This is a genomic window from Alteromonas sp. KS69, from assembly GCF_003989595.1.
GTDB classification, from domain to species: Bacteria; Pseudomonadota; Gammaproteobacteria; order Enterobacterales; family Alteromonadaceae; genus Alteromonas; species Alteromonas naphthalenivorans.
Genome location: NZ_PYHU01000035.1, coordinates 26,634 through 51,857, shown reverse-complemented (window position 1 = coordinate 51,857; position 25,224 = coordinate 26,634). Strand labels below are relative to the sequence as shown.

Below are 25,224 nucleotides of genomic sequence, written 5' to 3'. Positions count from 1 at the left end.
AAATTTATCAACAATTTGGTCATCCTTGTTTGTTTCTTTAAGATACTGCTCGTCACCGTCAGACGAAATCTTCACCTAGTGTACCCTAAAATATTAAAAAACTGACGTGTCACATACCGTTAATTTACGTCGATAAAGGCAAAAACATGAACCAACAGTTTGAGCAGGAATTACAAAGCAGCTGGCAAGAGCGTCAGGAATACGCGGAAATGATGTTGCCCCTTATCGGTAAGCTATACCGAAATAGCGCAGTAGAAATTTCAGTTTATGGCCGCTCTTTATTAAATGCCAGTGCAACTGATGTGATCAAAGCGCATCGCAAAGTACGCTTGCACGAGGGAGTAAAATTGCGACTTCGGGAGAGTTTCCCAATTTTACTTGCGCTGAGCGAAATGCAGATTGCCCCTGCTCAAATTGATATTGGTAAATTGGCCTTCGACTTTAATTACGGTTCGGCGGTAGACAACGACGACTTAAATGCATTTTTAAGTGAGAAGTTAGGCGACGTTATTGATAAAGAGGACGATCAGAAGCCTCAAGACGTTGTACTTTATGGATTTGGTCGTATAGGTCGTTTGTTAGCGCGTTTGTTGATAGAACGCCAAGGTAAAAACAATAAGCTACGTTTACGCGCCATTGTGGTACGTGGCGGACGCGATGGTGATTTGGAAAAACGTGCTAGCTTACTTCGCCGTGATTCAGTGCATGGGCCATTTAACGGCAGTATCTCTATCGATCATGAGCGTAATGCATTAAAAGCAAACGGTTCATTTATACAAGTGATTTACGCGAACAGCCCAGACGAGGTTGATTACACCCAATACGGTATCGACAACGCTATTATTGTTGATAACACGGGTATATGGCGTGACCGCGATGGTTTAGGTTTACACCTTAAAGCGAAAGGTGCGTCTAAAGCGGTACTGACGGCACCAGGTAAAGGCGATATTAAAAACATCGTACATGGGGTAAATCATGACGAGATTACGCCAGACGACACCATTCTTTCAGCAGCAAGTTGTACTACCAATGCGATTACGCCAGTGCTTAAAGCGTTGGATGAAGAATATGGCATTGAAGACGGTCATGTTGAAACGGTGCATTCATACACCAATGATCAAAACCTAATTGATAACTATCACAAGGGTGACAGACGCGGTCGTAGTGCGCCACTTAATATGGTTATTACCGAAACAGGCGCAGCAAAAGCGGTATCGAAAGCTTACCCTAAGCTTGCTGGCAAGCTAACTGGTAACGCTATTCGCGTGCCTACGCCGAATGTATCACTGGCTATTTTGAACCTTAACTTAGCGAAAGGCACAGATAGAGTAGCAGTGAATGAATTCTTACGGGATGCTGCACTCTTTTCTACCTTACAACACCAAATCGATTACACCGCAAGTAAAGAGATTGTCTCTACCGACTTAGTGGGCTCTCGCGCAGCGTCAGTGGTCGACTCGCAGGCTACAATAGTGGCTGATAAGCGTCTTACCCTTTATGTTTGGTACGATAACGAGTTTGGTTATAGCTGTCAGGTAATGCGTGTTATTCGGGATATGGCAGGGCTTAGTTTCCCCACACTGCCGCTTTAATATTCAATTTGAATAAAAACCGACCGCTTAGGGTCGGTTTTTTATTTGTGTAAACAAAACCGTGCCGCCAAGAGGCATAAATAGCGCATTGGCACATGGTATTTGTGTTACCGACTATGCTAAATTACCGCTAAAATTAAGAAGAGAAACGACAGTTTATGCATATTTCTAGTCAATTCGATAGCGGCAACATTGACGTGTTAAGCGCTGAATCGGTTGAAGACATCCGTCTTGCCATTCCAAAAGATAATCAATCTGAGTTTGCCCAGTGGTTTCATTTTCGCTTAGTTGGCGAGACGTTTGTTACCCACACAATGACCTTAACTGATTTAGCAAAGTCGGCGTATCCAGATGGCTGGAAAGGCTACAATGTGCTTGCATCATACGATCGCCAAACCTGGTTTCGTATCCCCAGCGAGTTTGATGGCGATAACCTCACATTCTCTCTAACACTCGAACAACCTAGTGTTTATTTCGCTTACTTCATTCCTTACAGCTATGAGAGGCACTTAGATTTAGTGCACGATGCGCAAATGTCACTGCTATGTGAACATCGGTTTCTAGGCTTAACACTAGATGGCCGCGATATGTCCATGCTAGTGATTGGAGAAGAAACCCCGAACAAGAAAAAAGTATGGGTAACTGCCAGACAGCACCCAGGTGAGACCATGGCGGAGTGGTGTGCGGAAGGCTTAATTTACCGTTTGCTAGATGAGCAAGACGGACTGGCGCGACAATTGCTGGATAACGCTGTGTTTTATGTAGTACCTAACATGAATCCTGATGGCAGCGCACGCGGTCACTTGCGCACCAACGCGGTAGGCACCAATTTAAACCGCGAGTGGGCTACGCCTAGCGCTGATAAAAGCCCAGAAGTACTTTATGTCATGAACGCAATGGAAAACATAGGCGTAGATATGTTTGTCGATTTGCACGGTGATGAAGCACTGCCGTACAATTTTGTGGCAGGCTGTGAAGGTAATCCAAGTTATTCTAATGAAATTAAAGCGCTAGAAAATACGTTTAAAGATGCGCTACTAAATGCAACGCCAGAATTTCAAGATGAGTTTGGATACGATAAAGACGCGCCAGGTGAGGGGAACTTAACCGTGGCAGCAAATGCAGTAGGTGAGAAGTTTAACTGCATGTCTTACACCGTTGAAATGCCATTCAAAGACAATGTCGATGTGCCTGATGAAATTTATGGCTGGTCTGTTCAGCGCAGCAGACAGCTAGGTGAGGATTTACTTATTGCCGTAAATGCCGTAGTAAAGAAGTTAAATGGTTAATACGTTAAATTAGCATCACAAAAAAGCCCCTTTTCATCGGGGCTTTATTAATAAATACAATAATAGAAATCATAACAACAAGATAATAAAGGGGTGATACCTTGGAAGGGTTATATAGTTTTCTCGTCATACTGGATGGTTTTTTAGGCGGCGCAGGGTGGTTTCCTTACGTATTGCTAGGTGTAGGTCTTTTCTTCACTATCTACCTTAAATTTCCTCAAATTCGTTTTTTCAAACACGCTTGGCAAGTGGTAACCGGTAAGTTCGACAAAGAGAGCGACCCAGGTGATACCACTCATTTTCGCGCACTTACTACCGCGCTATCAGGTACGGTGGGTACCGGTAATATCAGTGGTGTGGCGTTCGCCATATTCTTAGGTGGTCCAGCAGCTTTATTTTGGATGTGGGTAACGGCCTTTTTAGGTATGACTACGAAATTCGTTGAAGTTACCCTTTCTCACAAATACCGTGTGAAAACCGAAGATGGCACCATGGCGGGTGGTCCCATGTATTACATGGACAGACGCTTAAACATGAAATGGCTAGCGGTGGCTTTTGCCATTGCCACGGTAGTGAGTTCATTCGGTACCGGTAACTTGCCGCAAAGTAATGGTATTGCGCAAAGTATTGAAGCCACGTTTGGTTTCGAGCCTTGGGCAGTAGGTAGCGTGCTGGGTATTTTACTTGCGCTTGTTATCCTTGGTGGTATTCAACGCATTGCTGCTTTTACTGCGCGAGTCGTGCCGGTAATGGCGGTTATTTACCTTATTGGTGCGTTAGCGGTTATTTTCGCAAACGTTGAAAATATTATTCCTTCTTTCACCGCGGTAGTTAAAGATGCATTTACAGGGTCTGCGGCTGCAGGTGGCTTCCTAGGCGCATCACTTGCGTATGCGTTTAACCGTGGTGTAAACCGTGGTTTGTTCTCAAACGAAGCGGGGCAGGGTTCTGCGCCAATTGCGCATGCTGCGGCTAAAACAAAAGAGCCTGCGTCTGAAGGTATGGTGTCACTACTTGAACCTTTCATCGATACCATCATTATCTGTACGGTGACTGGTTTGGTTATCTTGTCTTCTGGTGTATGGAAAGAAAAGCATGAAAACGTATTCGATCGTTCTGACATGCTCTTTGTTCAAGGCCAATATGATGACAGCGATCAAGCCGATGTCGATAAGCTTTACGGTTACCTAAACGACGTAGAAGGTAATGAGATAACAGCGTACACAGGTAGCATCACAGTAGTAAATGGCACTGCGGTTAGCGATGGCTTTACCTTGTTAAATTCACGCTCAGTTGCTGAAGATGTTAAATACAACATTGGTAGCGAAGATTTATTTACCGGTACGCTTAAAATAGAAGAGGGTAAACCCGTACGAGATAACCTAGAAGTGAGCGGTAAATCCTTGGTGCACTCAGCGGCACTAACGACCATCGCCTTTACACGCGGATATTTCGGTAACTTCGGCCAATACATAGTGTCTATCGGGCTTATGCTGTTTGCGTTCTCAACCGCTATTGCGTGGTCGTATTACGGTGACAGGGCGATGACTTACTTGCTCGGCCCCCGTTCGGTAATGCCATATCGTGTTATTTACGTAGCTGGCTTTGTATGGGCTGCGTTTTCTGATACCACTTTGGTATGGGCGTTGTCGGCAGTGGCCATTGTAGTAATGACTTTACCTAACCTATTTGGTATTGTGCTGCTCTGTAAAGAAATGAAAGAAACCGTTGACGATTATTGGTCTAGACATAAAAAATAATTGTTAGTGTGAACGTGGTGTGCAGGTCAACGTGGTAGCCTTTTAAGTTTGGCTTTCACACCACAATTACAATTAAATTGTATTAATGCTCATCTGCCTTTGAATAGGCTTTGCAATACGCATTTCAATACGTAAAATACTCACCTCTAAAACCAATGCTACCTGGTTATTTCCGCATCATTCCTACAGGAGCAAATTATGGCACTCGTTGACTGCCCATCGTGCAATAAAAAAACGTCTGACAAAGCAAAAATATGTCCGCATTGTGATTTCAAAATAGGCGATGCTTCCTCAGAAGATATTGAACGTAAGAAAAATCTACAAAAATTCAAAAAGTTACAGAGCATTCAAAATCAATCGCTTATTGCCATGATCATATTTGTGGCGGGATTCGGTTTTATGTATTGGGGCGGAACAAGACCTGGCGACTTGCAACATAATCTCGCTATTGTAGCCAGTATTGCAGGCTTCGTGTGGTATCTTGTCAACCGCGTAAGAATTGTACTTATTAAACGATTCCGTTCATGAATATAGAAGTATTACTAAATAGTATGACGCCAGAGGTGTACGAACGCCTGCGTCAATCGGTGGAAACCGGTAAATGGCTTGATGGTACGCCATTAAGTGAAGATCAGAAAGCCAGCTGTATGCAAGCAGTTATGCTGTATCAAGCAAAAATTGAGAAATCGTCGGAACATATGACGGTAAATGAAAGCGGCGAAATAGTGCATAAAAGTAAATCAGATTTTAAACGTGCACTTTCCAAGCAAGAAGATGATAACAACACTATAGCGCGGTTTAAACAGGATGATATTTAGTCGGTTCTTTGCTCCTTCTCACACCAGTCAGAATCCCGAAAAAAGACTGGAAGCCATTCAAAACCTGTCGCCGGAAAAGCCCACAGACAAAACGATTTTACATGAATTAGCATTTAACGATGCCAATGCTGATGTCAGCCTTGCAGCCCTTAACAAACTAAATACGTTTGTATTGTGGCTTAAAATGTCACAAAGCGCCCACCATGCGAAGGTGAAAAAAGTTGCTGAACGCACCGTAGAAGCAGCCTTGATGGGACAGGGTGATGTAACCATAAACGCGAATGAAAAAGCGTCATTTTTGCGTGAAAGTGCCAATGGTGAATTAATTCAGACTGTATTGGTTAACGACCCAAGTTTATTGGCAGATAATAATCTTGTGATGACGTTGCTTCACAAAGTCGATAAGCCAGCTTTTACCCAAACCATTTTTCTTCATCATGCAGATAACGCACTGCAACAGGCTATTTTGGCCACTATTGAAGATAGTAGTGTACTGCAAAAACTGGAGAAGAAATGCAGAGATAATGCTATTCACGCGGCTATAGCTACAAAGCTTCAAGTATTGAAAGCGCAAGCCGAAAAGCCTATTGAATTAATGCGACGCGTTACTCTGTGTTTGTCTAAATATCAAGCGCTGGTTGATAAATCAGATGTTGAAGATATTGACAAGCGACAAGCCGAATTGTTAAGTGAATATAATGACTTAATGACAGATTCATCGATATTGAGTTCAGACGATAAGACGGCGGTAGACGCTAAATTCGCACGCATTAGCGAAAAGGTATCACGTCACTTATCGCGTATTCGCCCTGAGTGGGAATCGCAAAAAGCGGCAGAAGAAAAAGCCGAGATTGAAGCCCTTTGTAAGCAGCATTTATCGCATGCCACTACACAAGTTAATTGGCTGTATGGTGAGCGCTTGTGTGAGGCGACCCTTGCTGATGTAGCGGTAGTGAATGAGTCGGTACGCGCGTTAGAAGTAAGCGCAGATCACATGGCTTCATTAGGTGGAAGCACTAAATTGCTTGACGAAGTTCGTACTGGAATCGCTTCATTAAACAATAGTTTAGAAGCCTTTTCCATGCAACAGCAGTACGGTCAAAAGCTTCTGATTTGTTTGTCTCAAGTAGAATCTCTTGCGGAAGAGTCCCTTGCAGAAGAAGCTAAGCAACAACAGGCGACAAGTACGCCTTCTGAACCAGCAACAAATGGACAAGAGGATAAAGAGAACGGGCTAACAGAACAAACTGCTGAAGCGGCCAAAGCTGTAAACACTGATGCAACTGAAAGTGTATCTGTTGAAGGAGACGCTGTTCAAAATGGCACCGATCAAAATGATGACGTTAGCCATAAAGCCCCAGAATCAATCGAAGCCGAATTTAAAGCGTTAAGTGAAAAGTATCACGACTTACGCAATGAACTTATTTCAGTACCAAGCGCCCTTAATAAGCGCTGGCATGCAGCTTCCCGTGTTTTCAGTCAGAAAAAACAAGCTAAAAAAGCAGAAGTAGACCAGGCGCTTCGTCAGTGCAGAAAGCAAATCAGTGTGATAGATAACTTAATCGCCCAAGGTAAGTACCGCGGGGCTATTACTAAGTTTGAAAAGTTATCTGCAAGCTTTGAATCTATGCCTGAGAGTGTTAAGAAACAATTGGCTAAGCGTTTTGAGAAAACTGCCGAAGATATTGCTCACCTTGAAGGCTGGCAAGATTATATCGCGGCCCCTAGAAAACCTGCACTGGTAGAGGAAGCGCAGACATTAGCTTCAACTCCCGTCGAAGATATAAAACAGCGTGGTGAAGCCATTCGTTATCTTCGTCAGCAGTGGCTTTCGTTAGGCGCTGGCAGCGACGATGACGCGCTTCAGAATGCTTTCGACGCCGCTTTAGAACTTGCGTTTCAGCCTTGTCGCGAGCATTACGCTGCATTGGATGCTGAACGAGAGAAAGCGCTTAAAGCTCGTCAGTCATTAATTGAACAAGTTGCTGCCATCGATTTGTCACAGGACGAAGCGGTGCTGGCTAAACTGTACGATAGAACCGTTAAGCAGTGGCATGAGTGTGGTCAGGTTGAAAAGCGTGAATACGAGTCGTTAAAGCAACGGTGGAACAAAACCATCAGCCCGCTGCAAACCAAAGTGAACCAGTGGCATGCGATGAATAAAAAAGCGAAGCAGCAACTCGTTGCGCAAGCATCAGCGCTGTTAGCAGAGGAAGATATTGCTAGCGCCACTGAAACAGCGCAGCAGCTTCAACACAGTTGGAAAGCCATAGGCCATGCCGGTAAGCGTGATGAAAGCCGATTGTGGCGTGAGTTTCGCTTAGCAAACGATGCATTATTCGGACGCTTAAAAGAACAACGTAAGGCGCAGTCATCAGCATTTGATGAAACCTTTAATACCCTTTTTACTCTATTAAATGGCATTGACTCGGAGTCTGATGAATCGACGATTGCTACTTCAATACAGGATATTGAAGCACGTGCGAAAGCGTTGCCTGGTGCAATGCGTGCTAAACTCGATAAGAAAATAACCGGTATTCAAAAGCAGCAGCAAACACGCGCTCAGCAGCGCCAGGTTCGCAAAGTACAGCAGCGTGCTCAATCGGCTATTTCAGTGTTAAGTGAGAGCCTGCGAGCAGGAGACTTTACTAACATCAGTGATGATGACGCTGACATGCTTAAAAAGCGATGGAAGTCCGCACTGTCTAAGCCTACACCTGTTCAACAAAGTCGTCATTGGTTAACGGTGGCGTTAGAAGCTGCTACTGATTTACCTAGCCCTGAGAGCGATAGCAGCATGCGAACCAATGTGCAGCTAGCCATGATGACAGCGAAACTAGAGAAGGGTGAGAGCCTGTCTCCAGCGCAGTTGTTAGAAGATTGGATTGCGCATGGGAAAGTTGATGACCAAGAAACGCATTTACTTGAACGAATAGTCAATGTATTGGATAACAATCCAGAGGTGGTTGCTTAAGATGAAAAGCCAAGTTGAATTTGGTTTTGCCAGTGAGATGACGGCATATCGTTTTATCAACACGGTTAAACACATGGATGTTGATTCACTTGTCGTGAAGTTTGGACGAAGTGATCGTCACGTGTTGGTATCTTACCGGTATGCGGTAGATGAATTTGATAGAACGCTATCAGAATTAGACGATTTAGCGCGAGAGCTTGGCGGCGAAGAAGTATAAAAAGAAGTATAAAAAAAAGCTGATGGACAATGTCCATCAGCTTTTTTCGTGATAAAGCGTGTATTAACAGTCTTTATCTTCGGCGTCTGCGCCTTCTTTAACATCTTCACAAGCATCTTCTACTGCGTTGCCTGCATCTGTTACAATTTCGTCTAGCTCTTCGCCTGCATCTTCTGCGTTGTTATCACCGCATGCGGCAAGTGTAAGTGCAAATGTACCAGCTGCTAAAAGTTTCAATAATGATTTCTGTGAGATCATGTCCATTCTCCTGTTTCCTAAAAGTATCTAAAAATATCTAAATGTGTGGTAAATCTATGCTCGTGGTGACCGACCGCGTAAGGCATTCGCGACTAGTGAAATGACTAGTAAAGCGATAAACACAAAGAATAAAAATTGTGCGATACCTGTTGCTGCACCTGCGATGCCGCCAAAACCAAAAACTGCTGCAATAATGGCGATAATGAAAAAAGTAATTGCCCAACCTAACATAGCTAAATCCTCTTTTTGCTCCGTTACTGACATAGGTATTAATGCGAACTCCGTGCCTTAATGTTAAGTCTATGATTTATATTTATTTTATATTAAATTCCACTGCTTTTGACCGATAATGTATTCGTTGGCTAAACAAGGTTTACAGAGCATTTGCACTTTTTACATGGCGGGAGGCATAGTAAGCAAGGCAGCATTCCCGATTTGCAAATGCTACTATCAATTTCTAACAATCGTAATTTTAAAGGGCGCAAAATGGCGAAAACTCACTCCGCATTTATAGGTTTGATGCAACGGGCAAGAAACGTGAAACGATGGCCTTTAATGGCACAGTTTCAAGAGGAGATGTTGTCTACACACATCTACGAAGCCTCTATGGTCGCTCACATGTTAGGTGCAATAGCGGCGGATGTGTTCAACGAAGCGGTTGATCCCGATCGAGTCGCTGCCATGGCTATTTTCCATGAAGGTAGCGAGATTGCTGGTATGAGTGATATTCCAAGTCCTGTAAAGTACCACGACCCTGAAACCACTGCAGCCATAAAAAAACTCGAGCGTAGGTTTGAGGCAATGCTGATACAAACCTTGCCTGAGCCCCTACAGAAGCGCTACCAGCCATTAATAGAACAAGATAAAGATGATATTCATGTACGGCTTGCTAAAGCCGCTGACGTGTTATGTGCGTATCTAAAATGTGATTATGAGTTGTCAAAATCCAATTCAGAGTTTTCAAACGCTATGTATGAAATGGAAGTGCAATTGAAACAATACCGAGAGAGGTTTCAGTCAGTAGAGTACTTTTGTAAAGTCTTCTTAGAAGATGCCAAGGGGACCTTGGATGAACAAACCAAAGATCTTGATTGGGTAGAGCGAGCCAACACATTGCATTTAGATTCTGAGCAAAGTTAAATAAAGCAATGTGCGTTGTAAACAAAAATGACCGCCATTTGGCGGTCATTTCATCAAAAATTAATTTTTTGAAGCGCCTACTTAACCTTATCTACTTGGTCAGCGAGAATTTCTGTAACAGATATAGCGTTCTTTCCCAAACTACTTTGGGTATTGCTCATTCTTACCAGAACAGAGAAATAAATGTCGTTAATCTGTGTCTGCGTCACCGTGTTTTGCCCTTGACCCGGTGCAGGTTCTGCCACCTCGGTACATCCTGACATGGTACATTGCTGATTAGTTGCAAATGGTTGGGGCTTATCTGTATTGTGGGTGACTGCTCTGGCCATAACGGGTTTTTTATCCACGTCGGTTTTGATAACAGCCAACCATTCATAGTTATGTTTGTTAGCGAGTTCAGCGGCTCGGCGTAATGCGAATTGCTGAATAATATCTGCTGGAGTGCGATCTGTAGCTTTAAATAATACTCGGTATTCATTGTCGGTTAGTTGAACGCTAGAATACCCATAGCCCTCCTTAGTGACCGCAGATTTGTAGGGTGTGGGCGAGGCGACAGGTGTAGTAGTACAAGCGGTAACAAATAAACTGCATGCTAAAGCCGCTATTTTCATTTTTATTGGTAAGCGCATGGTAATTCCTAGTATTAATTGTAGTGACTATTATTTTAGGAACGAAAGTGCGGTGGTGCGCACAAAAGTCATAATAGCTTGATTTCTTTTGCTCTTTGGAGCGTCAGTATTTATACCTTTGTAAGCCCCAGCAGCAACAATACCCAATAATACTTCAGGTTTGCCCATAAGCAGACGACAATCTCGCTTAGCCTCTTCAAATGATTCTTCAGCATGATGTTTTTGGGCTAAATAATTATGCTGGCACTGCCTGATATCCTCTAAGTTCTTTTTCAGAAAAATATTCATGATAAGTGCTCCTTAGTTTTACGCTGATTGACGGCAATCCCGTAATGAGTTTGCTGCTACTTGGTTAAAGACTGCATTAATGTGGTAAGCCGCTTTAGATTAATAAAACGAAATGCACTCTGTGCATGCATAAATGCAACGACACTTAATATGCTATTAACCAGTAACAATATAACCATAATAAGTAGTGCAGGCATGCCAGCATGGTGCATTGCTAACCCGATGCATGAATTGAGCAAAATCCAGCAAAAACCACCTAATGCAAATGCGGTAAGTGCGCCAAAAATGCTGACAAAAATCGACTTGGTAATGAGTTGAAGTTCAGCGTTAATCAGGTCGATTAATGCAAAGCCCTGATATTTTTTCTGTGCGTAAAGCGTTTTAAAAGAAGCCAGCGCCTCTTCAAAAGTAATGTCTGGGGGAATGTTATTCGACGACTCGGATGTCTCGCCGGTTGTACTTTGCTGAGGAATGCGAAATGTCGCCTGACTTCTTGGAGAAGTCAGGCGAAACGGATTTTCGCTGCTCAGCGTGTATGTGGCACTACGAAAATCTGGTAAAGGTTTCATGCTTTATTTCTTGCGAAATAATGAAGTCACTAACATACCTGCTGCGAATGCCATACCAGCAGTGGCTAATGGGTTCTCGATAGCATACTTTCGTACACCAGACGACTGCCATTTTTGCTCAGCTAAACGTTTTCTTTCAGACATATTGTCCGCAGAGCGACTTGCCGTGTTACGAATATTGTCCTCAGCTACGGCCGCACTATCAGCCAGCTTATCTACTGACGAATGAAGTGTTTCTTTTAACTGATCCGTGACTGGGTGACTAGGCTCGGTTACGCTATTCACTTTCGCTGTTTTTGGCGTAGTAGTTTGTGTTGCCATAGTACTCTCCTTAAATTTGCTAGATTGCACATAGAGAGTTGCAACGCTTATACCAACATGGCCGGATATATAAATTATTGATTTTGTTTGATTTTATTTCGTTTCGTATTTTGGTGAGGAAGCTAAGTTTTAATTAAACGTAAGAGTTGCAAGGTAGGCCGTGTAATAATTTCGTAATCGATAAGAATTCAACAGTTCCTGTGGAGGGAAAGTTAGCTACGAATGGCAGCTAACAATTTCTTTTCGTATTTTTTAGGACACCACACTGATTAAATCTTCTTTACTCACTGGCTTTAATAGCGACTGGCTAACACCTAAATGCTTCATGGTATCTTTATCTGGCTCGTTGCCACTGACAATAACCAGCTTGGCCTTGGGTTGAATTTGATTTAACTCGGCAGCTAAGTCATATCCATGGTAGTCGGGAAGGGTCAAATCCATTAATACATGATCAAATACCACTTCGTTCATACACTCGATAGCATCTGCGCCCGTATTCGCCGTAATAACATCGTGGCCTTGATGTACCAAAAATAATTGTAATAACTCAGCTGCGTCCTCGTCGTCTTCTATCACTAATACTTTTTTAGCCGTCGGTTGAGGTTGAGTACATTGAGTTACCGTTTTAACGGTTTCTATTTTCGACACGGCTGGTCCTTGAGAGCGCACCAAGTACTGGTCTAGCACCTCAGTAAGGGCAGCTCGTTCAATAGGTTTACCAATAACATTATTAAACCCGTCATTCATTAAAGATTGTTTTAACCCTTTGCGACTCGCGGCGGTAACGGCCACAACAGGTACGTTGCTCTTATGCCGTCTTATTGCATGAAGGGCTTCAATACCATTCATAACCGGCATATGAATATCCATTAACACTAAATGAAAGGGCTCGTTATCTTCTTCGGCTTGTAAAACAGCCTCTAACGCTTTAACGCCGTTTTCTGCATAAGCGACAGTAGCGTGACATTGGCTGACTAAATGCCCCGTTAAGCGACGAATCTCACGAATATCATCAACAATCAATACCTTGCCGGTAACCTGTAAATCTAAATTATTAGCTTCAGCTTTGCTAGGTGGCTTAAGCGCAAGTTGAACACGGCTCTGTTCGCTAATGTCACCGGGATCGATAGAAAACGAAAAGCGGCTGCCTTTGCCAAAAACTGAATCTACACTAATGCTTCCGCCTAACTTGGCCACAAGTTCTCGGCTTATTGCCAAACCTAATCCAGCACCGCCATGATTTGCACGCATGATATCTTCGATTTGCTCGAAAGGCTGAAAGATTTTATCTAGCTTATGTGGTGGCATGCCGATGCCGGTGTCTTCAACAATAAAATGTAACCTTTCATTGGCTTTTCCAGGTGCTGGAGGGCGAACTTCTACGGTAACGGTTATGGCGCCAGTATCGGTAAATTTCACAGCGTTACTGACTAAGTTGATTAACACCTGACGCAAACGGGTAGGGTCGGTTTCAATCACTTCCGGTATCTTAGTTTCTGCAATCACATCGAAAACAAGATCTTTATCTTTCGCTGCTAATCGCATTAATGAATGAATATCAGTAAGGAAAGGGCTTAGATGCACTTCTTTGATATTAAGCTCAAGTTTATCCGCCATAATGCGAGACATATCAAGAAGGTCATTTAACAGGCTAAGTAGGTGCTTTCCATTGGAATAAATAATAGACAGCTCTTGGGCTAATGGGTCATTACCTTTGTCGTCTAATAGCAGCTCTGTGTAACCTAAAATAGACGTAAGCGGGGTGCGAAGTTCGTGGCCTAAATGAGCTAGAAATTTATCTTTCGCTTTGTTCTGTTGTTCAACTTTGTGTCTTTCTAATCGCTCGTTTTCTATCTCTCGTCGAACCATGGCGTAGCGAATGGTGCGCATAAAACGGGGTGACTCGATTTCTGTTTTTTGCAGGTAATCGGCTGCACCCGCTCGCATCACCAATTCGTCAACCTGTGAGTCTGATTGACCGGTTAAAATAACAACAGGAAGATTGAATTGGTTTGATTTAAGCACTTCTAATACGTCTACTGCGTTTTCTGCGCCAAGTAGATAGTCGAGCAAACACAAGTCGAAATTTCGACGCTGTAACGCATCTATGGCGTCAGCACTGTTGGTTACCCAGGTAAGCTGGAAACGGGGTTCTTCACATTGAAGTAAATAATCCGATGTTAAAAAATAATCATCTTCGTCATCTTCAATCAGTAAAACCCGGATAACTTCGGTCACTGTGCGCTCCATAAAACATTAGTCGTAACGTAGCGCTAAATAACAAGCGCTTTAACACATAGCGGCACTAATGGTTAGCGCCGTGCAGCATGAGTAATAACTTACTGAGTCCTACATATGGACTCATCTCTACGTAAATTGAATTAATAAGATTCGACTAATCGTGTGGCAATTCTACAAACTCAATCCAGTAGCGACCTAGCGCGCGCATAAGCTCGACAAGTCCCTCGAAATTCACAGGTTTAGTGATATATGAAGCACAGCCTAAGTCGTATCCGCGAAGCATGTCCTCTTCTTCTTTGGATGTCGTTAAGATGACCACTGGGATCCCACGTAATTTAGGATCGGTTTTTAATTCCTGTAACGCTTCTCGGCCATCTTTTCGCGGCATGTTAAGGTCTAACAGAATTAGGCTAGGGCGGGGGGCTTTGCTAGCATCTGTGTATTTACCTTCATGGCGTAAAAATTCAAGCAACTCCACGCCATCTTCAACACAAAATAAGTTGTTTAACACACGGCTTTCTTTTAGTGCGTCTACAGTTAATAGACGATCGTCCTCATCGTCATCTGCCATAAGGATATTAATTGGTTGGGTTTGTTTACGCGTCATGTGCGATATCTCCATGATTATTTAGAGAGCCAAAAGGCTCGCTGTTTGTTGGCAGAAGGATAGTAAAGGTTGCGCCTTCTCCTGGCGAGCTTTTTGCCGAAATTTGACCATTGTGTCGTTCAACAATACGCCGGCATACCGCTAGGCCAATCCCTGTTCCTTTGTATTCGCTTCTTCCGTGCAAGCGTTGAAACGGGGCAAAAATCTTTTCTGCAAAACTTTGTTCAAAGCCAATGCCGTTGTCTGAGATTTGAATTTTGATCCAGTCATACTCGTCAGCTAACAATATGTCTTTCATATCAGCTTCACTTGGTGGTGTTGCTGTAATTTCAATAAGAGGTGCTTTATCAGCGGTTTGAAATTTTAGCGCGTTGGACAATAAGTTTAGAAACAGCTGATCAATTTGTGATTTGTCTGCGCGAATAGTCGGAATATCCTGCACAACAACATTGGCACCTTTTTCTTCGATAGCTATTTCTAAATCACCTAGTACACCATCGATAACGTCGCCGACATTTACTTGTTCGAAGTCTTTGCCCCGTGTAGAAACCCGAGAAAAAGACAGAAGGTCAGAAATCAACATGGACATACGCTCGGCTGCGTTAAGCATACGGGCAAGAAAGTCTTGTCCACGTTCATCCATCACATCTTTGTAGCCAGAGTCTAATCGGTTACCGAAGGCGCGAATTTTTCTAAGCGGCTCTTGGAGATCGTGAGAGGCCACAAACGCGAAGTCTTCAAGTTCACGGTTGCTGCGAGCTAACTCATCGGCATAAATTCGTAGTTCTTGGGTTCGTTCAGATATTTTATGTTCTAGGTCTTCATTAACGTCTACAAGGGTATCTTTATGCTTCTCATTTTCTCGAATGTTGGCTTTTAACAACAAGAAGATTGAGATAATAAGAAACAGGGTGGTACCTGATGAAATTAGTAGCGTATTCACTGAGTCACGCCTTAGCTTCATCAAACTGGCTAAATGCGTACCTTGAATATCTCTTTCTGAGGAATCAATGCGTTCGAACATGTTTTCAAAGTCGTTGTATAAATCAAGACCTTTATCACTTTCAAGCAACGTGAAGGCTTGATCTAAATCACCCACTCTAACTAGCTCTACAATACGTACCATACCGTTAATTTTAACGCGGGTTAGGGCGAGTAGCTTATCAATCCGTTCTGATTGTTCCGGCAAATCAGACGCAAGCGCGCTCACTTCAACTTCATCGGCAAGGGCAGTGAAGTTATTCAGTGTCTGTGTGTACTCCTCCAGATAAGCTTCATCTTCAGTAAGAAGGAAACCACGTTGACCTGATTCGGCGCGCAATACGGCCACGTGCAACTTGTTCACCGCGCTTATCACGCGGCTAGTGGTAAATAGACGCGCTTCTAAGGCTGATAAGTCATCAAGGGTTTGCACCACATAAAATGAATTCGCAGTGATAATAGCAATCACGAATACCACCATGATTACCCAGCTGTATAGCGAAGAAAAAACTTTGTTTAGCATTACATCAATCCAATAATGTGTCGCCAAAATCTGAAGTCATTTCAGAAAGGGAGTCACTGCAATCTTTAGCACTGGTTATTATCTTATCCAATGCTGCCATCGCTTTTTGGGCGGGAACTTCGCCATTAAGCGCCATTTTTACCAATTCAGCTTGCATAGAAATGCGATTTAGTGGTTTGCGTGCATCGTGTACATAAGTGCTTAATCGGGCAAACTCATCTTCAGTCATAACTTTTGTCCTGCCTTACTAGTCTTCTTTGACCAAATCGCCATACGCGTGAAGTCGGTTGTATAAAGTTTTGGTGCTTATGCCGAGCATGTCAGCGGCCATGGTTTTATTCCCATTTACCTTCTCAAGCGTGGCGTAAATAAGTTCTTTCTCGACATCTTCAATAGTACGTCCCGCTTGAAGTGCTGGCGCTGTACTTTGTTTTTTAGCAAAAGGCGACTCAATCGTTTTAGGAAGCTCTATTACTTGTTTTGTCGGGTCGCTCATAATGGCTGCACGATGGACAAAGTGGCGCAATTCACGAACGTTACCTGGCCAGTCGTAAGCTTGTAATGTATTCAGCTGACTTTCTTGCCAGCTAAATTTAGAGCCGTTGTCTTTATTAAATTCTTCAATAAAGGTTTTCGCTAATAAAGGAATATCTTCTTTGCGCTCGCGCAACGTAGGTATGGTGATTGGAAATACAGCAAGTCTGAAGTAGATATCTTCACGCAACACTTTGCTTTGTGCTATCTCTTCCATGGTTCGGTTGGTGGCTGACACTACGCGGCAATTAACCGGAATAGTTTTAGTACCGCCAACACGGATAACCACTTTGTTTTCCAATACGCGTAGTAGGTTTGGCTGCATATCGATAGGCATTTCGGTGATTTCATCTAAGAATAAACATCCGCCTTCAGCTTGTTCGAAAACACCTTCTTTTCGGCCAACTGCACCAGTAAAGGCACCTTTTTCGTGGCCAAATAGTTCACTACCAATTAATTCTTTTGAAAAGGCACCACAGTTAGTCACTACGTAAGGGCCTTCACTTTGTGACGCGCGGTGAATAGCGGCTGCAACAACCTCTTTACCTACACCACTTTCGCCCAGTAGCATAACGTTGGCACTTGTTCTGCTCACTCTTTCAATTAATTTATAGAGTTCTCTCATTGGCGCAGATTCGCCAATAAGCAAATCGAAATGCTTTTCAATTTTTTCGCTGGTATCTTCAGCGACTTTAGGTTTCCCTGTTAATACTGCTTCAATGTCTTCACGTTGAATAGGTTTAACAAGGTAATCAATATTGGGGCCGCACAGACCTTTAATGACGCCTTTTACCGATGGGTGTCCGGTAATAAGGGTAATACGTGGGCGTTTAGGAAGCGCGTTAAGTTCATCGAACAAGTGTGCACCGCTGCCATCTGGCAACATGAAATCAAGTAATATGTGATCGAAGGTTTCTTTCTTTAACCAGTCACGCGCTTCACCTAATGTGGCAGCAGTTAGCACTTCGTGACCAAGAAACTCAATTATAGTGCAGGCCACCTCGGTAAACTCGGCATCATCATCTACAAGCAAAACAGTTAACACTTGAATATCCCTTTTTTAAGTTATCAATCACTCCCTGATTGCTTATCTCAGCGCACTGGGTGGGTAAATTGATCTGATTTTATAATTATTTGTGCATTATTACATTCAAACGTAGGCATTGTCGCATTCAGACTCAACTTTGGTTGAAAAGCGCAGCAATATCTCTGGGCTGACCTCATAATGCGATCCTCGCATCTCGTAAAAGAGGACTAGCTAAACACAATCCGCACAATGACATATCTTTAGCTAATAAAGCACATATTGTGCCGATAGCTACCCAAAAGCATAAATTTGAACGATGAATAACTTCAGTGGCACAGTTATCGCATTATTTACCGCATAGTCGCTTTGTAACCGAACGCGAAAATTCACCGCTTACGAGAATGCTTCTGAAAATTTATTTCAGATTTACACTGTTGGACAAGCGGAAAATAGAAGCGTTGTACACGGTGATATTGCTGAGTTAATGAAATTTTTGATGGAATACCCAAAGTGTATTGCGCTTCGCTATCACCCAAGACGCATAGGTTTCGATGGAAATAAGGCATTAGTCTTAGCCATAAATAGGGAATGAAAATGTTTAAGGAAACTGGCGCAAGGTCAATGACACTTTATGAGTTGTTGGGAAAAATGCAGCCTAAAGACACCGGCGACGTCATGGCGTTTTCCGAATTCTGGAATGCAATGGAAAAAAGGGGATTTGGACCCATGTTAGCGTTGCCAGCGTTTATTGCGGCAACGCCCATAGGGGCTATTCCTGGGGTACCCACCATCACCGGTGTGACAATTTTACTGATAGCAATGCAAATTTTACTCGGTCGACGTCATCCGTGGCTTCCCGCTACCATTATGAAAATTGAAATGGACGCAGAGCGAATAGAATTTTTGGTAAATAAAATGAAACCAGTGGCGGTGCGATTTGACCGTTTCTTAATGCCGCGCTGGTTTTTTATGCGCCAACCTGTGTTCCGTTCACTTATAGCGCTAAGTTGTGCGGCGTGTGGTTTGTTGATGGTGCCACTAGAGTTAGTACCCTTTATGGGATTAATACCGGCGTTTGCTGTGTTGATTATGGCTATTGGCATGGCAACGGATGACGGCGCTGTAGCACTATTTGGGCTATCTATCGCCTTATTTGGATTTTTATATGGTGGTCAACAGATAGCGCTAGGTATTGGCTAAGACTGCTGAGTTTTTATTTTTATATCAATGTGCTACGTAGAGCTTAGCGATAAGTAAATGACTACTGCTCACGTTACCTTTGTATAGACTCTACGCATTGTTCAAGCATGCCATCAGCAGAAGGAAGCTGCATCGATTGATATCTAAGTTCACCGATAAAGCTTCTTGCTGCTGGTCCCAGGCCGTCGCCATCCTCAAATGTGAGGTAAAGCATTGCGCGGCGTAAACCGCCATTGCTATCAAGAGGTAGTGGCAGCAATAGCCCTTCTTCTAATTCTTTTTTAATAATAGCGATAGGTAGCCAAGCAAATCCAAGTCCTTGAGAAATCATATCTACGGACGTTCTAATATGGCTAACCGTCCAGCGTTGCTCGGCGCCAAGCCAACCAGCATCAACTTTACGCTCAGCTGATGAATCTCTTACCACTATTTGACGATGTGACTTTAAATCTTCTAGTGTTAAAGCACGGTCGAGTGCGTGCAGAGGATGATCAACATGCGCTACAGCAGCAAAGTCTATTTCACATAAATCTTCACTGAATCCGCCGGGGTAGGGGAAGGGAGATATCGCGATATCTACATTGCCACTATCAAGCAAGGAGTTAGCGCCGCTCAACACAGTTTCTTCAATCTCGATACGTAGCAGAGGAAATTCTTCAGACACTTTACTTAATACATTATAAAGTAAATCGGAAGGGAAAATGATATCAACGGCGATACGAAGAAGGGTTTCGGTTCCTGCTTGTAAACTAGCCGCTACCGCTTCTAATTTCTGCGCTTCATTTAATACAAACGCCGCTCGCCGATACATTAACTCCCCTTGAGGAGATAACTTTACTTTACGCCCACTGTTTTCAAACAACACAACGCCAATGGCGTTTTCTAACTTTTGAACCGCGTGATGCACACTAGATTGGCTCTTGTGCACTAATGCGGCTGCTTGATTGAAGCCTCCAGCATCTACCACTGCCTTAAACATGCGCCATTGTTCTAATGTAGATTTTAACATCCGCTAGCTCTAATCGATTATTCTGTCACGGTATAGAGGGGTTATACCACAAGCTCCCAGAGGCTGTCAGCGCTTATGCGTCGGTAGCTTGCTTAATATCGCCTATTGAACAGGTTACCACGCTCACATTCTCATACCCCATGTTCATTAGCTGTTCGGCAGCCAATTTGGCGCGAATGCCTGAAGCGCAATGAATATAGATTGGAAATTTGGCATCTTTACATTTTTCGATAACTTTCATCTCAAGTACGCCACGAGGAATATTTAATGCTGCTTCTACAGGGCTAGATGCTGCCTCTGCGGGTTCACGAACATCAAGTAATAAACCATGATTAGAAGATATTTCCTGCATCGCTTCTTTAGCTGTTATACAACGAAGGGGAAAGGGGATATTGGCAAGTCTCGTAGTGATATCGATTAACATTAAAGCACCTTGAAAATTAATGATGAGTTTACTATATAAGGAAAGCGCTATATTTTCTACCACCTACTTTCATTATATTTTTATAAAAAAATGACATTGAGTTTTGGCGTTCGCCGCCATAGTAGTATACTTTAGTATAAGGTGGCGAGTGGTGGCCTATTTACGTAACTTTATAAGTGAGTTGTTATGACTGATAATTTAGCCGTTGATGATTTATCTGTGAACATGAGCGAAATGGCTCAATATACAATGGAAGCTGAGCTCTATCTTAAGCAGTTGGCAAATAAGACCCGTTTAATGGTGTTGTGTTCTTTAATGGACAAAGAGTTATCTGTTACTCAAATGTTGGACCATGTAGATGTTTCTCAGCCAGTAATTTCACAGCATTTAGCGCTATTGAGAGAATCTAAAATGGTAGCCACACGCCGAGCTGGACAAACCATTTATTATCGATTAGCCGATGAAAGAGTGAAGCAAACTATTGGCTTGCTCCACAAGTTCTTTTGCGCTCAGAACGATTAATTAAGTTTGCTAGAATCTAGCTCAGTAACAAACGGTAAATCACCAAAGCTTAAATAGATTTTCGACCTAACTAGACAAGTTTAGCGTTTGCCACCAATGCCTCTACATATGCAGCGTCATCCAATTTATCAAGATCAACTTCCGGTCTAGCCATCAAACCCTCATGTGTTAGGTCGACAGAGACATTGTGAGAAGACCAATCAATATTCTTGATGTCAGAGGGCAGTACTGCAAGCTTTTTACCACCAGGTAGCCAGTTGTTTGTATCTACCACTAGCATTTGAATTTGCCAGCTTTCAATATCAAACACAAAATCGCTAATGTGCCCAACGTTATCTTCTTGGGTTGCCACTTCGTAGCCACTGACCTCGCCGCAAGCTCTTAAGTGATTTTCAGGTTTATTGTCTAACTCTTCTTTACCCATAGCGGCTAACTCAGGATCCGCTAGCTGATTAGGGTGAGCGAAATCGCCCCACGCACCAGGACCAATCCAGTAATAGCCATAGCCAAAGTAACGAAATAGTGTTTCTTCGAATTCTCTTGAAACCGGTTTGTGTTCGTCAATAGATGGGCTATTTTTAAGCGTGTCTGAGGTCATGGAAACATCAACGGTTTCTTCTTCCTGATCCAATCGGGTGATTGAAATAGGTGATATCACCACTTTCCTGCTAAGTGGAAGCCATGTATTCGTATCGGCAACTACATATCTAATGACAAAATCTTTATCGTCAAAAAGTATATCTCGTACGCCGCCTATGTCCTTATCGGTAGCATGAATTGAAAAATGTTTAATTTGTTTATATGACACCATCATCGCTGCGCCTCCTTTGCCTTCAGGCTTGGGTAATTCATTAGATATTGTTCTACTATTTCTCAACAGCGTGGTTTGCGTAAAATAGCAATTTCACAAAGCTAAGTTATTAATATAGAACCATCTGTTAGAACATTACAAATATGCAAAGATTTGTTCGCGCGCAATCTAGATATGGATCAACAAAGCGGTGAAAAGCGAGGGAAATATCACAAGTAAAAGCAACCAGCACGATTTCCACCGAGCTGGTTATACATAAATCGAACGCAAAATTACGCTACGTCAAATGCTTCGTCACTGTAATCTTCATCGTAGTCTGACTGATTACTCGCAGCGGTGCTATGCAACGTGTAGAAGTGCTTCTTGCCTCGAGATAAGCGTACATACTTGGCCCAGGTGCGCTCAATAGTATTATCAGCATCCACTTTACCACTAACAAAATCTACAAAATGACGCTCATCATCCGTCTCTGGTGTTAACTCTCCGCATTCCAGTGCCAGTAGGGTTTTTCCATAACCGGTTAGTATATCTGCCTCACCAATACTGAAATCGCCAGATTTTCGAAAGCCATAAGGAAATTTTTGTCTATCTATAAAAGGTTTTTGAGAAACGCGAATTGATAAATTTTTCATGGTTGTACCCAGCCTTGAGTTGTCTTCAAGCGAACTTTTAAGACAAAAGAATCAGAACATAAAACAAAACATTTTTTCCTTATCAATAAAAAATTTTGTTGGAAAATGCAAAGTGTAAATATGTACGAATTTATTGGGTGTAAAAAGTGTATTTTTCCAAAGATATTTTCTTCTATTTTCATCTAAGGCCATGAATAAGATGTAATTTTTTATTTTTTGGATTCGGCAGTGAAAAGGTGGCTGGACGTGGGTGAATTGAAGGGATGAAGCGAAATACGTGAATGAAACCCACTATAAAAAATTATTGTCGCAACGATGATAAAAATTCGTTTTCTATTTTTGGTACCAAGACAATAATGACGACGTGGCAATAACCTAGAGATAGACATGAGTAAAGACTATCGTTACCAAAGTGAAGAATTGGACTCGGTAGAAGAGGAAGACTTTCACACCAAGAAGGTGGGCACAAAGCGCCACCAAAGCGTAAAAAACAAACAAAATCGTGACTTACAACGTCGAGAGAAACAGCGCCGTTTAATGCACGAAGGTAGTTAATACGCTTCTTAGTTGAAAATAAATACAACGCACTGCTTTTATAGCAGTGCGTTGCTGTGCTTTTGTGTTTACATGCCGTATCATCTGTGACAGTTTACAATCACTTATTTATCGGTTTTGTAAGAAGCATGGATATACGCTTTCTCACCACATTTATTGAAGTTGCAAAAACCCGACATTTTGGCAAAGCAGCTGAAAATCTCTATTTAACGCAATCTGCGGTAAGTGCGCGGATCAAGTTGCTAGAAGAATACTTTCATACCACGCTTTTCATACGCCAGCGCAACAGTATTCAGCTAACCCAATCCGGTGAAAAGCTGTTGCCGTATGCACGTCAGCTATGCAGCACGTTAAATGAAGCCAAGCAAGAACTGCAAATTCAATCTTCTGAATACGTGGTGTGCGGGGCAACGCAATTGGCCAGTGAATTAATGCTGCCAACCACCTTAAGTCACCTTCACAATACCTTTCCCGACTGGTCTGTTAAAGCAGAAGTACTCTCACTTGATGGGCTGTCTCGTCAATTACACGAACGGGTAACCGATTTGGCGTTTTCAACCGAGCCGCTCAAGTCAGAAGAAGTTAAAAGTGAAGTGTTACTAGAAAACCAATTAGGGTTATACCGAATTGGTGAAGGTAGTAATGTGGTAGACGCGGCAGAGTTTGTCGCTATTGATTGGGGTAGCAAAGCCAGAGATTTGTTACTGACGTTATACCCTCAGCTTCGTGATGCTAAACTGCGTACGAACTCACTCAATTTAGCCCTTAATAACCTACAACATGAAGGTGGTGTTGCTGTACTCCCTGAAGGAGCGGTAAATCAACTTGATCCAACTATCGCAATTTCACTAATACAGCCTTTAGAAGGTATCACCATGAAAGTTTACCTTCACACCATGAAACAAGTTAGGCGTGTAGGGCTTGAAGCCTTAATTACAAGTGTATCGGCCATACACCCAGCCAAATAGCAAAGAGAAAATTATGACGACTCAACACCCATTATTACAAATGAACGCGTTCGAACGCTTAGAAGCCAGCGTTGAACTAATTAAAACTTCGGGCAAACTTTTCATTCTTAAAGATGAACATGGTTGCGTGATGTTAACGACAGACGATGAAGATGGCATTCCTGTATGGCCAGAATCATCTCTTGCTTTGCTGTGGGCAACTGAAGATTGGTCAGACTGTGAAGCGATGGAAATCTCAACTAAAGACTTTCTTACCAAATGGGTGGGCGGCATGACACAAGACAATCTTACGGTTATGATTTGTCCGGTACCAGGAGAAGAAGGCGAAGTGATGGAACCAGAGGAATTTGCACAGCAAATTTAATGATCCCATCATTTGCTTCTAGCGTTTCAATATTAACGGATTATCATGATTGAAGAGGAGCTACCATGTTTACTGAACAACCGACTATGAGCAGTTTGTTTGAACAGTTAGGGCTAGCTAGTAGCGATGAAGCGATAGAAAGTTTTATTGAAACGCACAAAGGCTTAAATAAGAGCCAACATATTTTCGAAGCGCCGTTTTGGTCTGAAAGCCAAGCGGATTTCTTGAAAACGGCTATCGAAGACGACGCTGATTGGGCTGAAATTATTGACCAACTCAACGTACGTTTGCACTAGTCGCCTGATGCTAAATCATTAATTCTCGATTCTAGGTCGGCAAGGGTGGCTTTTACTTGAAGTAGAGCCGCCTTCAGTGTTTCAACGGTATCGGTATTGTCGTCTGTGCTTTCACTGGCACTGTTGTTCTCACCTAGCTGACAAAATGTGTGGTTATAGCGTATCTCTCTTTTACCAGACTCTCTTGGTAATGAGTAAATAAGCGCATCCGGCTGGTAAGCAAGTAAGCTGCTGATGGTTGCCTCTACGTCACTGATGTCAGCAAATTGCGCTATTCGCTGGCACCGCCCTCGCAATTCGCCAGGGGTTTGCGGCCCTCGAAGTAAAAGTTCGGTGATAATGGCTTGCTGATGGTCGCTAAGTTTTATGTCACCGAATTCAGTATTACAAAAACGGTGGGAATATTTGTCTACTCGGCTACCATAGCCAGATGAAGCTTGAACAATTCGTTTACCTTTCAATCCATCAAGTATTTTAATAACTTCGTCTTCAGTTAACTGGGTGACGGGCAATCGGTTACTTTTTTGGTTACATCCATTGGTGAGTGCATTAAGGGACAAAGGGTATTGTTCAGGCGTAGTCACTGACTTTTCAAGTAATACACCAATAACACGTGCTTCCATTTCAGATAACGTCGTGGTCATGATAAATATTCGGTCTTTAAGTATTTACGTA

General features: G+C 42.8%; 30 protein-coding genes. 14 read left to right on the top strand and 16 right to left on the bottom strand.

The annotated features are described in order from the left end of the window. Positions 1–146 precede the first annotated feature (146 nt). From C7Y69_RS16410 to C7Y69_RS16380, 7 genes are all read left to right on the top strand, one after another. A complete protein-coding gene (locus tag C7Y69_RS16410; RefSeq protein ID WP_013783653.1) occupies positions 147–1,592 on the top strand; it encodes a glyceraldehyde-3-phosphate dehydrogenase in 1,446 nt (481 codons plus the stop codon). Between the two features lie 158 nt (positions 1,593–1,750). Next, positions 1,751–2,881, top strand: a complete 1,131-nt coding sequence (locus C7Y69_RS16405) for a M14-type cytosolic carboxypeptidase (protein ID WP_126873407.1) — start codon at positions 1,751–1,753, stop codon at positions 2,879–2,881. Positions 2,882–2,982: 101 nt separating this feature from the next. After that, a complete protein-coding gene (locus C7Y69_RS16400) occupies positions 2,983–4,641 on the top strand; it encodes an alanine/glycine:cation symporter family protein (protein WP_013783655.1) in 1,659 nt (552 codons plus the stop codon). 198 nt (positions 4,642–4,839) lie between these two features. Continuing rightward, the gene (locus tag C7Y69_RS16395; protein ID WP_013783656.1) at positions 4,840–5,169 is read left to right on the top strand and encodes a zinc ribbon domain-containing protein; all 330 of its coding nucleotides are present in this window, start codon (positions 4,840–4,842) and stop codon (positions 5,167–5,169) included. Beyond that, on the top strand, positions 5,166–5,459 hold the full coding sequence (locus C7Y69_RS16390; RefSeq protein ID WP_013783657.1) for a YeaC family protein: 294 nt from the start codon (positions 5,166–5,168) through the stop codon (positions 5,457–5,459). The genes C7Y69_RS16395 and C7Y69_RS16390 overlap by 4 nt, the downstream gene beginning before the upstream one ends. Further along, positions 5,449–8,433, top strand: a complete 2,985-nt coding sequence (locus tag C7Y69_RS16385) for a DUF349 domain-containing protein (protein ID WP_126873406.1) — start codon at positions 5,449–5,451, stop codon at positions 8,431–8,433. Before C7Y69_RS16390 ends, C7Y69_RS16385 begins: the two co-directional genes overlap by 11 nt. Before the next feature lies 1 nt (position 8,434). After that, positions 8,435–8,650, top strand: a complete 216-nt coding sequence (locus C7Y69_RS16380; RefSeq protein WP_013783659.1) for a hypothetical protein — start codon at positions 8,435–8,437, stop codon at positions 8,648–8,650. Between the two features lie 63 nt (positions 8,651–8,713). Here the strand turns inward: C7Y69_RS16380 and C7Y69_RS16375 are convergent, their stop codons facing one another. Then, positions 8,714–8,908 (bottom strand): hypothetical protein, encoded by a 195-nt coding sequence (locus C7Y69_RS16375; RefSeq protein ID WP_083820183.1) that lies wholly within the window; start codon positions 8,906–8,908, stop codon positions 8,714–8,716. A 54-nt stretch (positions 8,909–8,962) separates the two neighbouring features. Next, positions 8,963–9,139 (bottom strand): DUF1328 domain-containing protein, encoded by a 177-nt coding sequence (locus C7Y69_RS16370; RefSeq protein ID WP_041452796.1) that lies wholly within the window; start codon positions 9,137–9,139, stop codon positions 8,963–8,965. Positions 9,140–9,394: 255 nt separating this feature from the next. Between C7Y69_RS16370 and yfbR the strand changes: the two genes are divergently transcribed. Then, positions 9,395–10,048, top strand: a complete 654-nt coding sequence (yfbR, locus tag C7Y69_RS16365) for a 5'-deoxynucleotidase (RefSeq protein ID WP_041452797.1) — start codon at positions 9,395–9,397, stop codon at positions 10,046–10,048. A gap of 77 nt (positions 10,049–10,125) precedes the next feature. Here yfbR and C7Y69_RS16360 read toward each other — a convergent pair whose 3' ends face one another. The 9 genes from C7Y69_RS16360 to C7Y69_RS16320 all read right to left on the bottom strand — a co-directional run bounded on the left by C7Y69_RS16360 (position 10,126) and on the right by C7Y69_RS16320 (position 17,786). Continuing rightward, positions 10,126–10,677: a CC0125/CC1285 family lipoprotein gene (locus tag C7Y69_RS16360; protein WP_013783663.1), complete on the bottom strand. Its 552-nt coding sequence runs from the start codon at positions 10,675–10,677 to the stop codon at positions 10,126–10,128. A gap of 30 nt (positions 10,678–10,707) precedes the next feature. Next, positions 10,708–10,965, bottom strand: coding sequence for a hypothetical protein (locus C7Y69_RS16355; protein WP_013783664.1), 258 nt, complete (start codon positions 10,963–10,965; stop codon positions 10,708–10,710). 56 nt (positions 10,966–11,021) lie between these two features. Next, complete coding sequence (locus tag C7Y69_RS16350) at positions 11,022–11,534, bottom strand: hypothetical protein (protein ID WP_126873405.1); 513 nt, start codon at positions 11,532–11,534, stop codon at positions 11,022–11,024. A gap of 3 nt (positions 11,535–11,537) precedes the next feature. Further along, positions 11,538–11,855: a hypothetical protein gene (locus C7Y69_RS16345; RefSeq protein WP_013783666.1), complete on the bottom strand. Its 318-nt coding sequence runs from the start codon at positions 11,853–11,855 to the stop codon at positions 11,538–11,540. A gap of 252 nt (positions 11,856–12,107) precedes the next feature. Beyond that, entirely contained in the window at positions 12,108–14,093 is a 1,986-nt protein-coding gene (locus C7Y69_RS16340; RefSeq protein WP_126873404.1) for a response regulator, read from the bottom strand. Positions 14,094–14,250: 157 nt separating this feature from the next. Then, complete coding sequence (locus C7Y69_RS16335; protein WP_013783668.1) at positions 14,251–14,703, bottom strand: response regulator; 453 nt, start codon at positions 14,701–14,703, stop codon at positions 14,251–14,253. After that, positions 14,693–16,207: a sensor histidine kinase gene (locus tag C7Y69_RS16330; protein WP_126873403.1), complete on the bottom strand. Its 1,515-nt coding sequence runs from the start codon at positions 16,205–16,207 to the stop codon at positions 14,693–14,695. The genes C7Y69_RS16335 and C7Y69_RS16330 overlap by 11 nt, the downstream gene beginning before the upstream one ends. 4 nt (positions 16,208–16,211) lie before the next feature. Continuing rightward, positions 16,212–16,436, bottom strand: a complete 225-nt coding sequence (locus C7Y69_RS16325) for a hypothetical protein (protein WP_126873402.1) — start codon at positions 16,434–16,436, stop codon at positions 16,212–16,214. An 18-nt stretch (positions 16,437–16,454) separates the two neighbouring features. After that, entirely contained in the window at positions 16,455–17,786 is a 1,332-nt protein-coding gene (locus tag C7Y69_RS16320; protein WP_126873401.1) for a sigma-54-dependent transcriptional regulator, read from the bottom strand. 576 nt (positions 17,787–18,362) lie between these two features. Here C7Y69_RS16320 and C7Y69_RS16315 point away from each other — a divergent pair. Next, a complete protein-coding gene (locus C7Y69_RS16315) occupies positions 18,363–18,968 on the top strand; it encodes an exopolysaccharide biosynthesis protein (protein WP_126873400.1) in 606 nt (201 codons plus the stop codon). Between the two features lie 73 nt (positions 18,969–19,041). Here C7Y69_RS16315 and C7Y69_RS16310 read toward each other — a convergent pair whose 3' ends face one another. Next, the gene (locus tag C7Y69_RS16310) at positions 19,042–19,977 is read right to left on the bottom strand and encodes a LysR family transcriptional regulator (RefSeq protein WP_126873399.1); all 936 of its coding nucleotides are present in this window, start codon (positions 19,975–19,977) and stop codon (positions 19,042–19,044) included. 73 nt (positions 19,978–20,050) lie between these two features. Further along, positions 20,051–20,401 (bottom strand): rhodanese-like domain-containing protein, encoded by a 351-nt coding sequence (locus C7Y69_RS16305; protein ID WP_041452502.1) that lies wholly within the window; start codon positions 20,399–20,401, stop codon positions 20,051–20,053. Between the two features lie 186 nt (positions 20,402–20,587). Between C7Y69_RS16305 and C7Y69_RS16300 the strand changes: the two genes are divergently transcribed. Next, positions 20,588–20,923 carry an ArsR/SmtB family transcription factor gene (locus C7Y69_RS16300; protein WP_013783676.1) on the top strand — a complete coding sequence of 112 codons (336 nt, stop codon included), beginning with the start codon at positions 20,588–20,590 and terminating at the stop codon, positions 20,921–20,923. A 70-nt stretch (positions 20,924–20,993) separates the two neighbouring features. Here the strand turns inward: C7Y69_RS16300 and C7Y69_RS16295 are convergent, their stop codons facing one another. Further along, positions 20,994–21,737: a PRC-barrel domain-containing protein gene (locus C7Y69_RS16295; RefSeq protein WP_126873398.1), complete on the bottom strand. Its 744-nt coding sequence runs from the start codon at positions 21,735–21,737 to the stop codon at positions 20,994–20,996. A 269-nt stretch (positions 21,738–22,006) separates the two neighbouring features. After that, positions 22,007–22,366: a DUF413 domain-containing protein gene (maoP, locus tag C7Y69_RS16290; protein ID WP_126873397.1), complete on the bottom strand. Its 360-nt coding sequence runs from the start codon at positions 22,364–22,366 to the stop codon at positions 22,007–22,009. Positions 22,367–22,753: 387 nt separating this feature from the next. On the opposite strand from maoP, the gene C7Y69_RS21620 reads away from it, so the two are divergent. The 4 genes from C7Y69_RS21620 to C7Y69_RS16275 all read left to right on the top strand — a co-directional run bounded on the left by C7Y69_RS21620 (position 22,754) and on the right by C7Y69_RS16275 (position 24,549). After that, positions 22,754–22,921, top strand: coding sequence for a hypothetical protein (locus tag C7Y69_RS21620; RefSeq protein WP_172602882.1), 168 nt, complete (start codon positions 22,754–22,756; stop codon positions 22,919–22,921). 128 nt (positions 22,922–23,049) lie between these two features. Next, positions 23,050–23,889: a LysR family transcriptional regulator gene (locus C7Y69_RS16285; RefSeq protein ID WP_126873396.1), complete on the top strand. Its 840-nt coding sequence runs from the start codon at positions 23,050–23,052 to the stop codon at positions 23,887–23,889. Positions 23,890–23,902: 13 nt separating this feature from the next. After that, entirely contained in the window at positions 23,903–24,253 is a 351-nt protein-coding gene (locus C7Y69_RS16280) for a DUF2750 domain-containing protein (RefSeq protein WP_013783681.1), read from the top strand. Positions 24,254–24,318: 65 nt separating this feature from the next. Continuing rightward, a complete protein-coding gene (locus C7Y69_RS16275) occupies positions 24,319–24,549 on the top strand; it encodes a DUF2789 domain-containing protein (RefSeq protein WP_013783682.1) in 231 nt (76 codons plus the stop codon). Here the strand turns inward: C7Y69_RS16275 and C7Y69_RS16270 are convergent. Further along, complete coding sequence (locus C7Y69_RS16270) at positions 24,546–25,193, bottom strand: YceH family protein (RefSeq protein ID WP_126873395.1); 648 nt, start codon at positions 25,191–25,193, stop codon at positions 24,546–24,548. The genes C7Y69_RS16275 and C7Y69_RS16270 overlap by 4 nt on opposite strands. Positions 25,194–25,224: the final 31 nt, after the last annotated feature.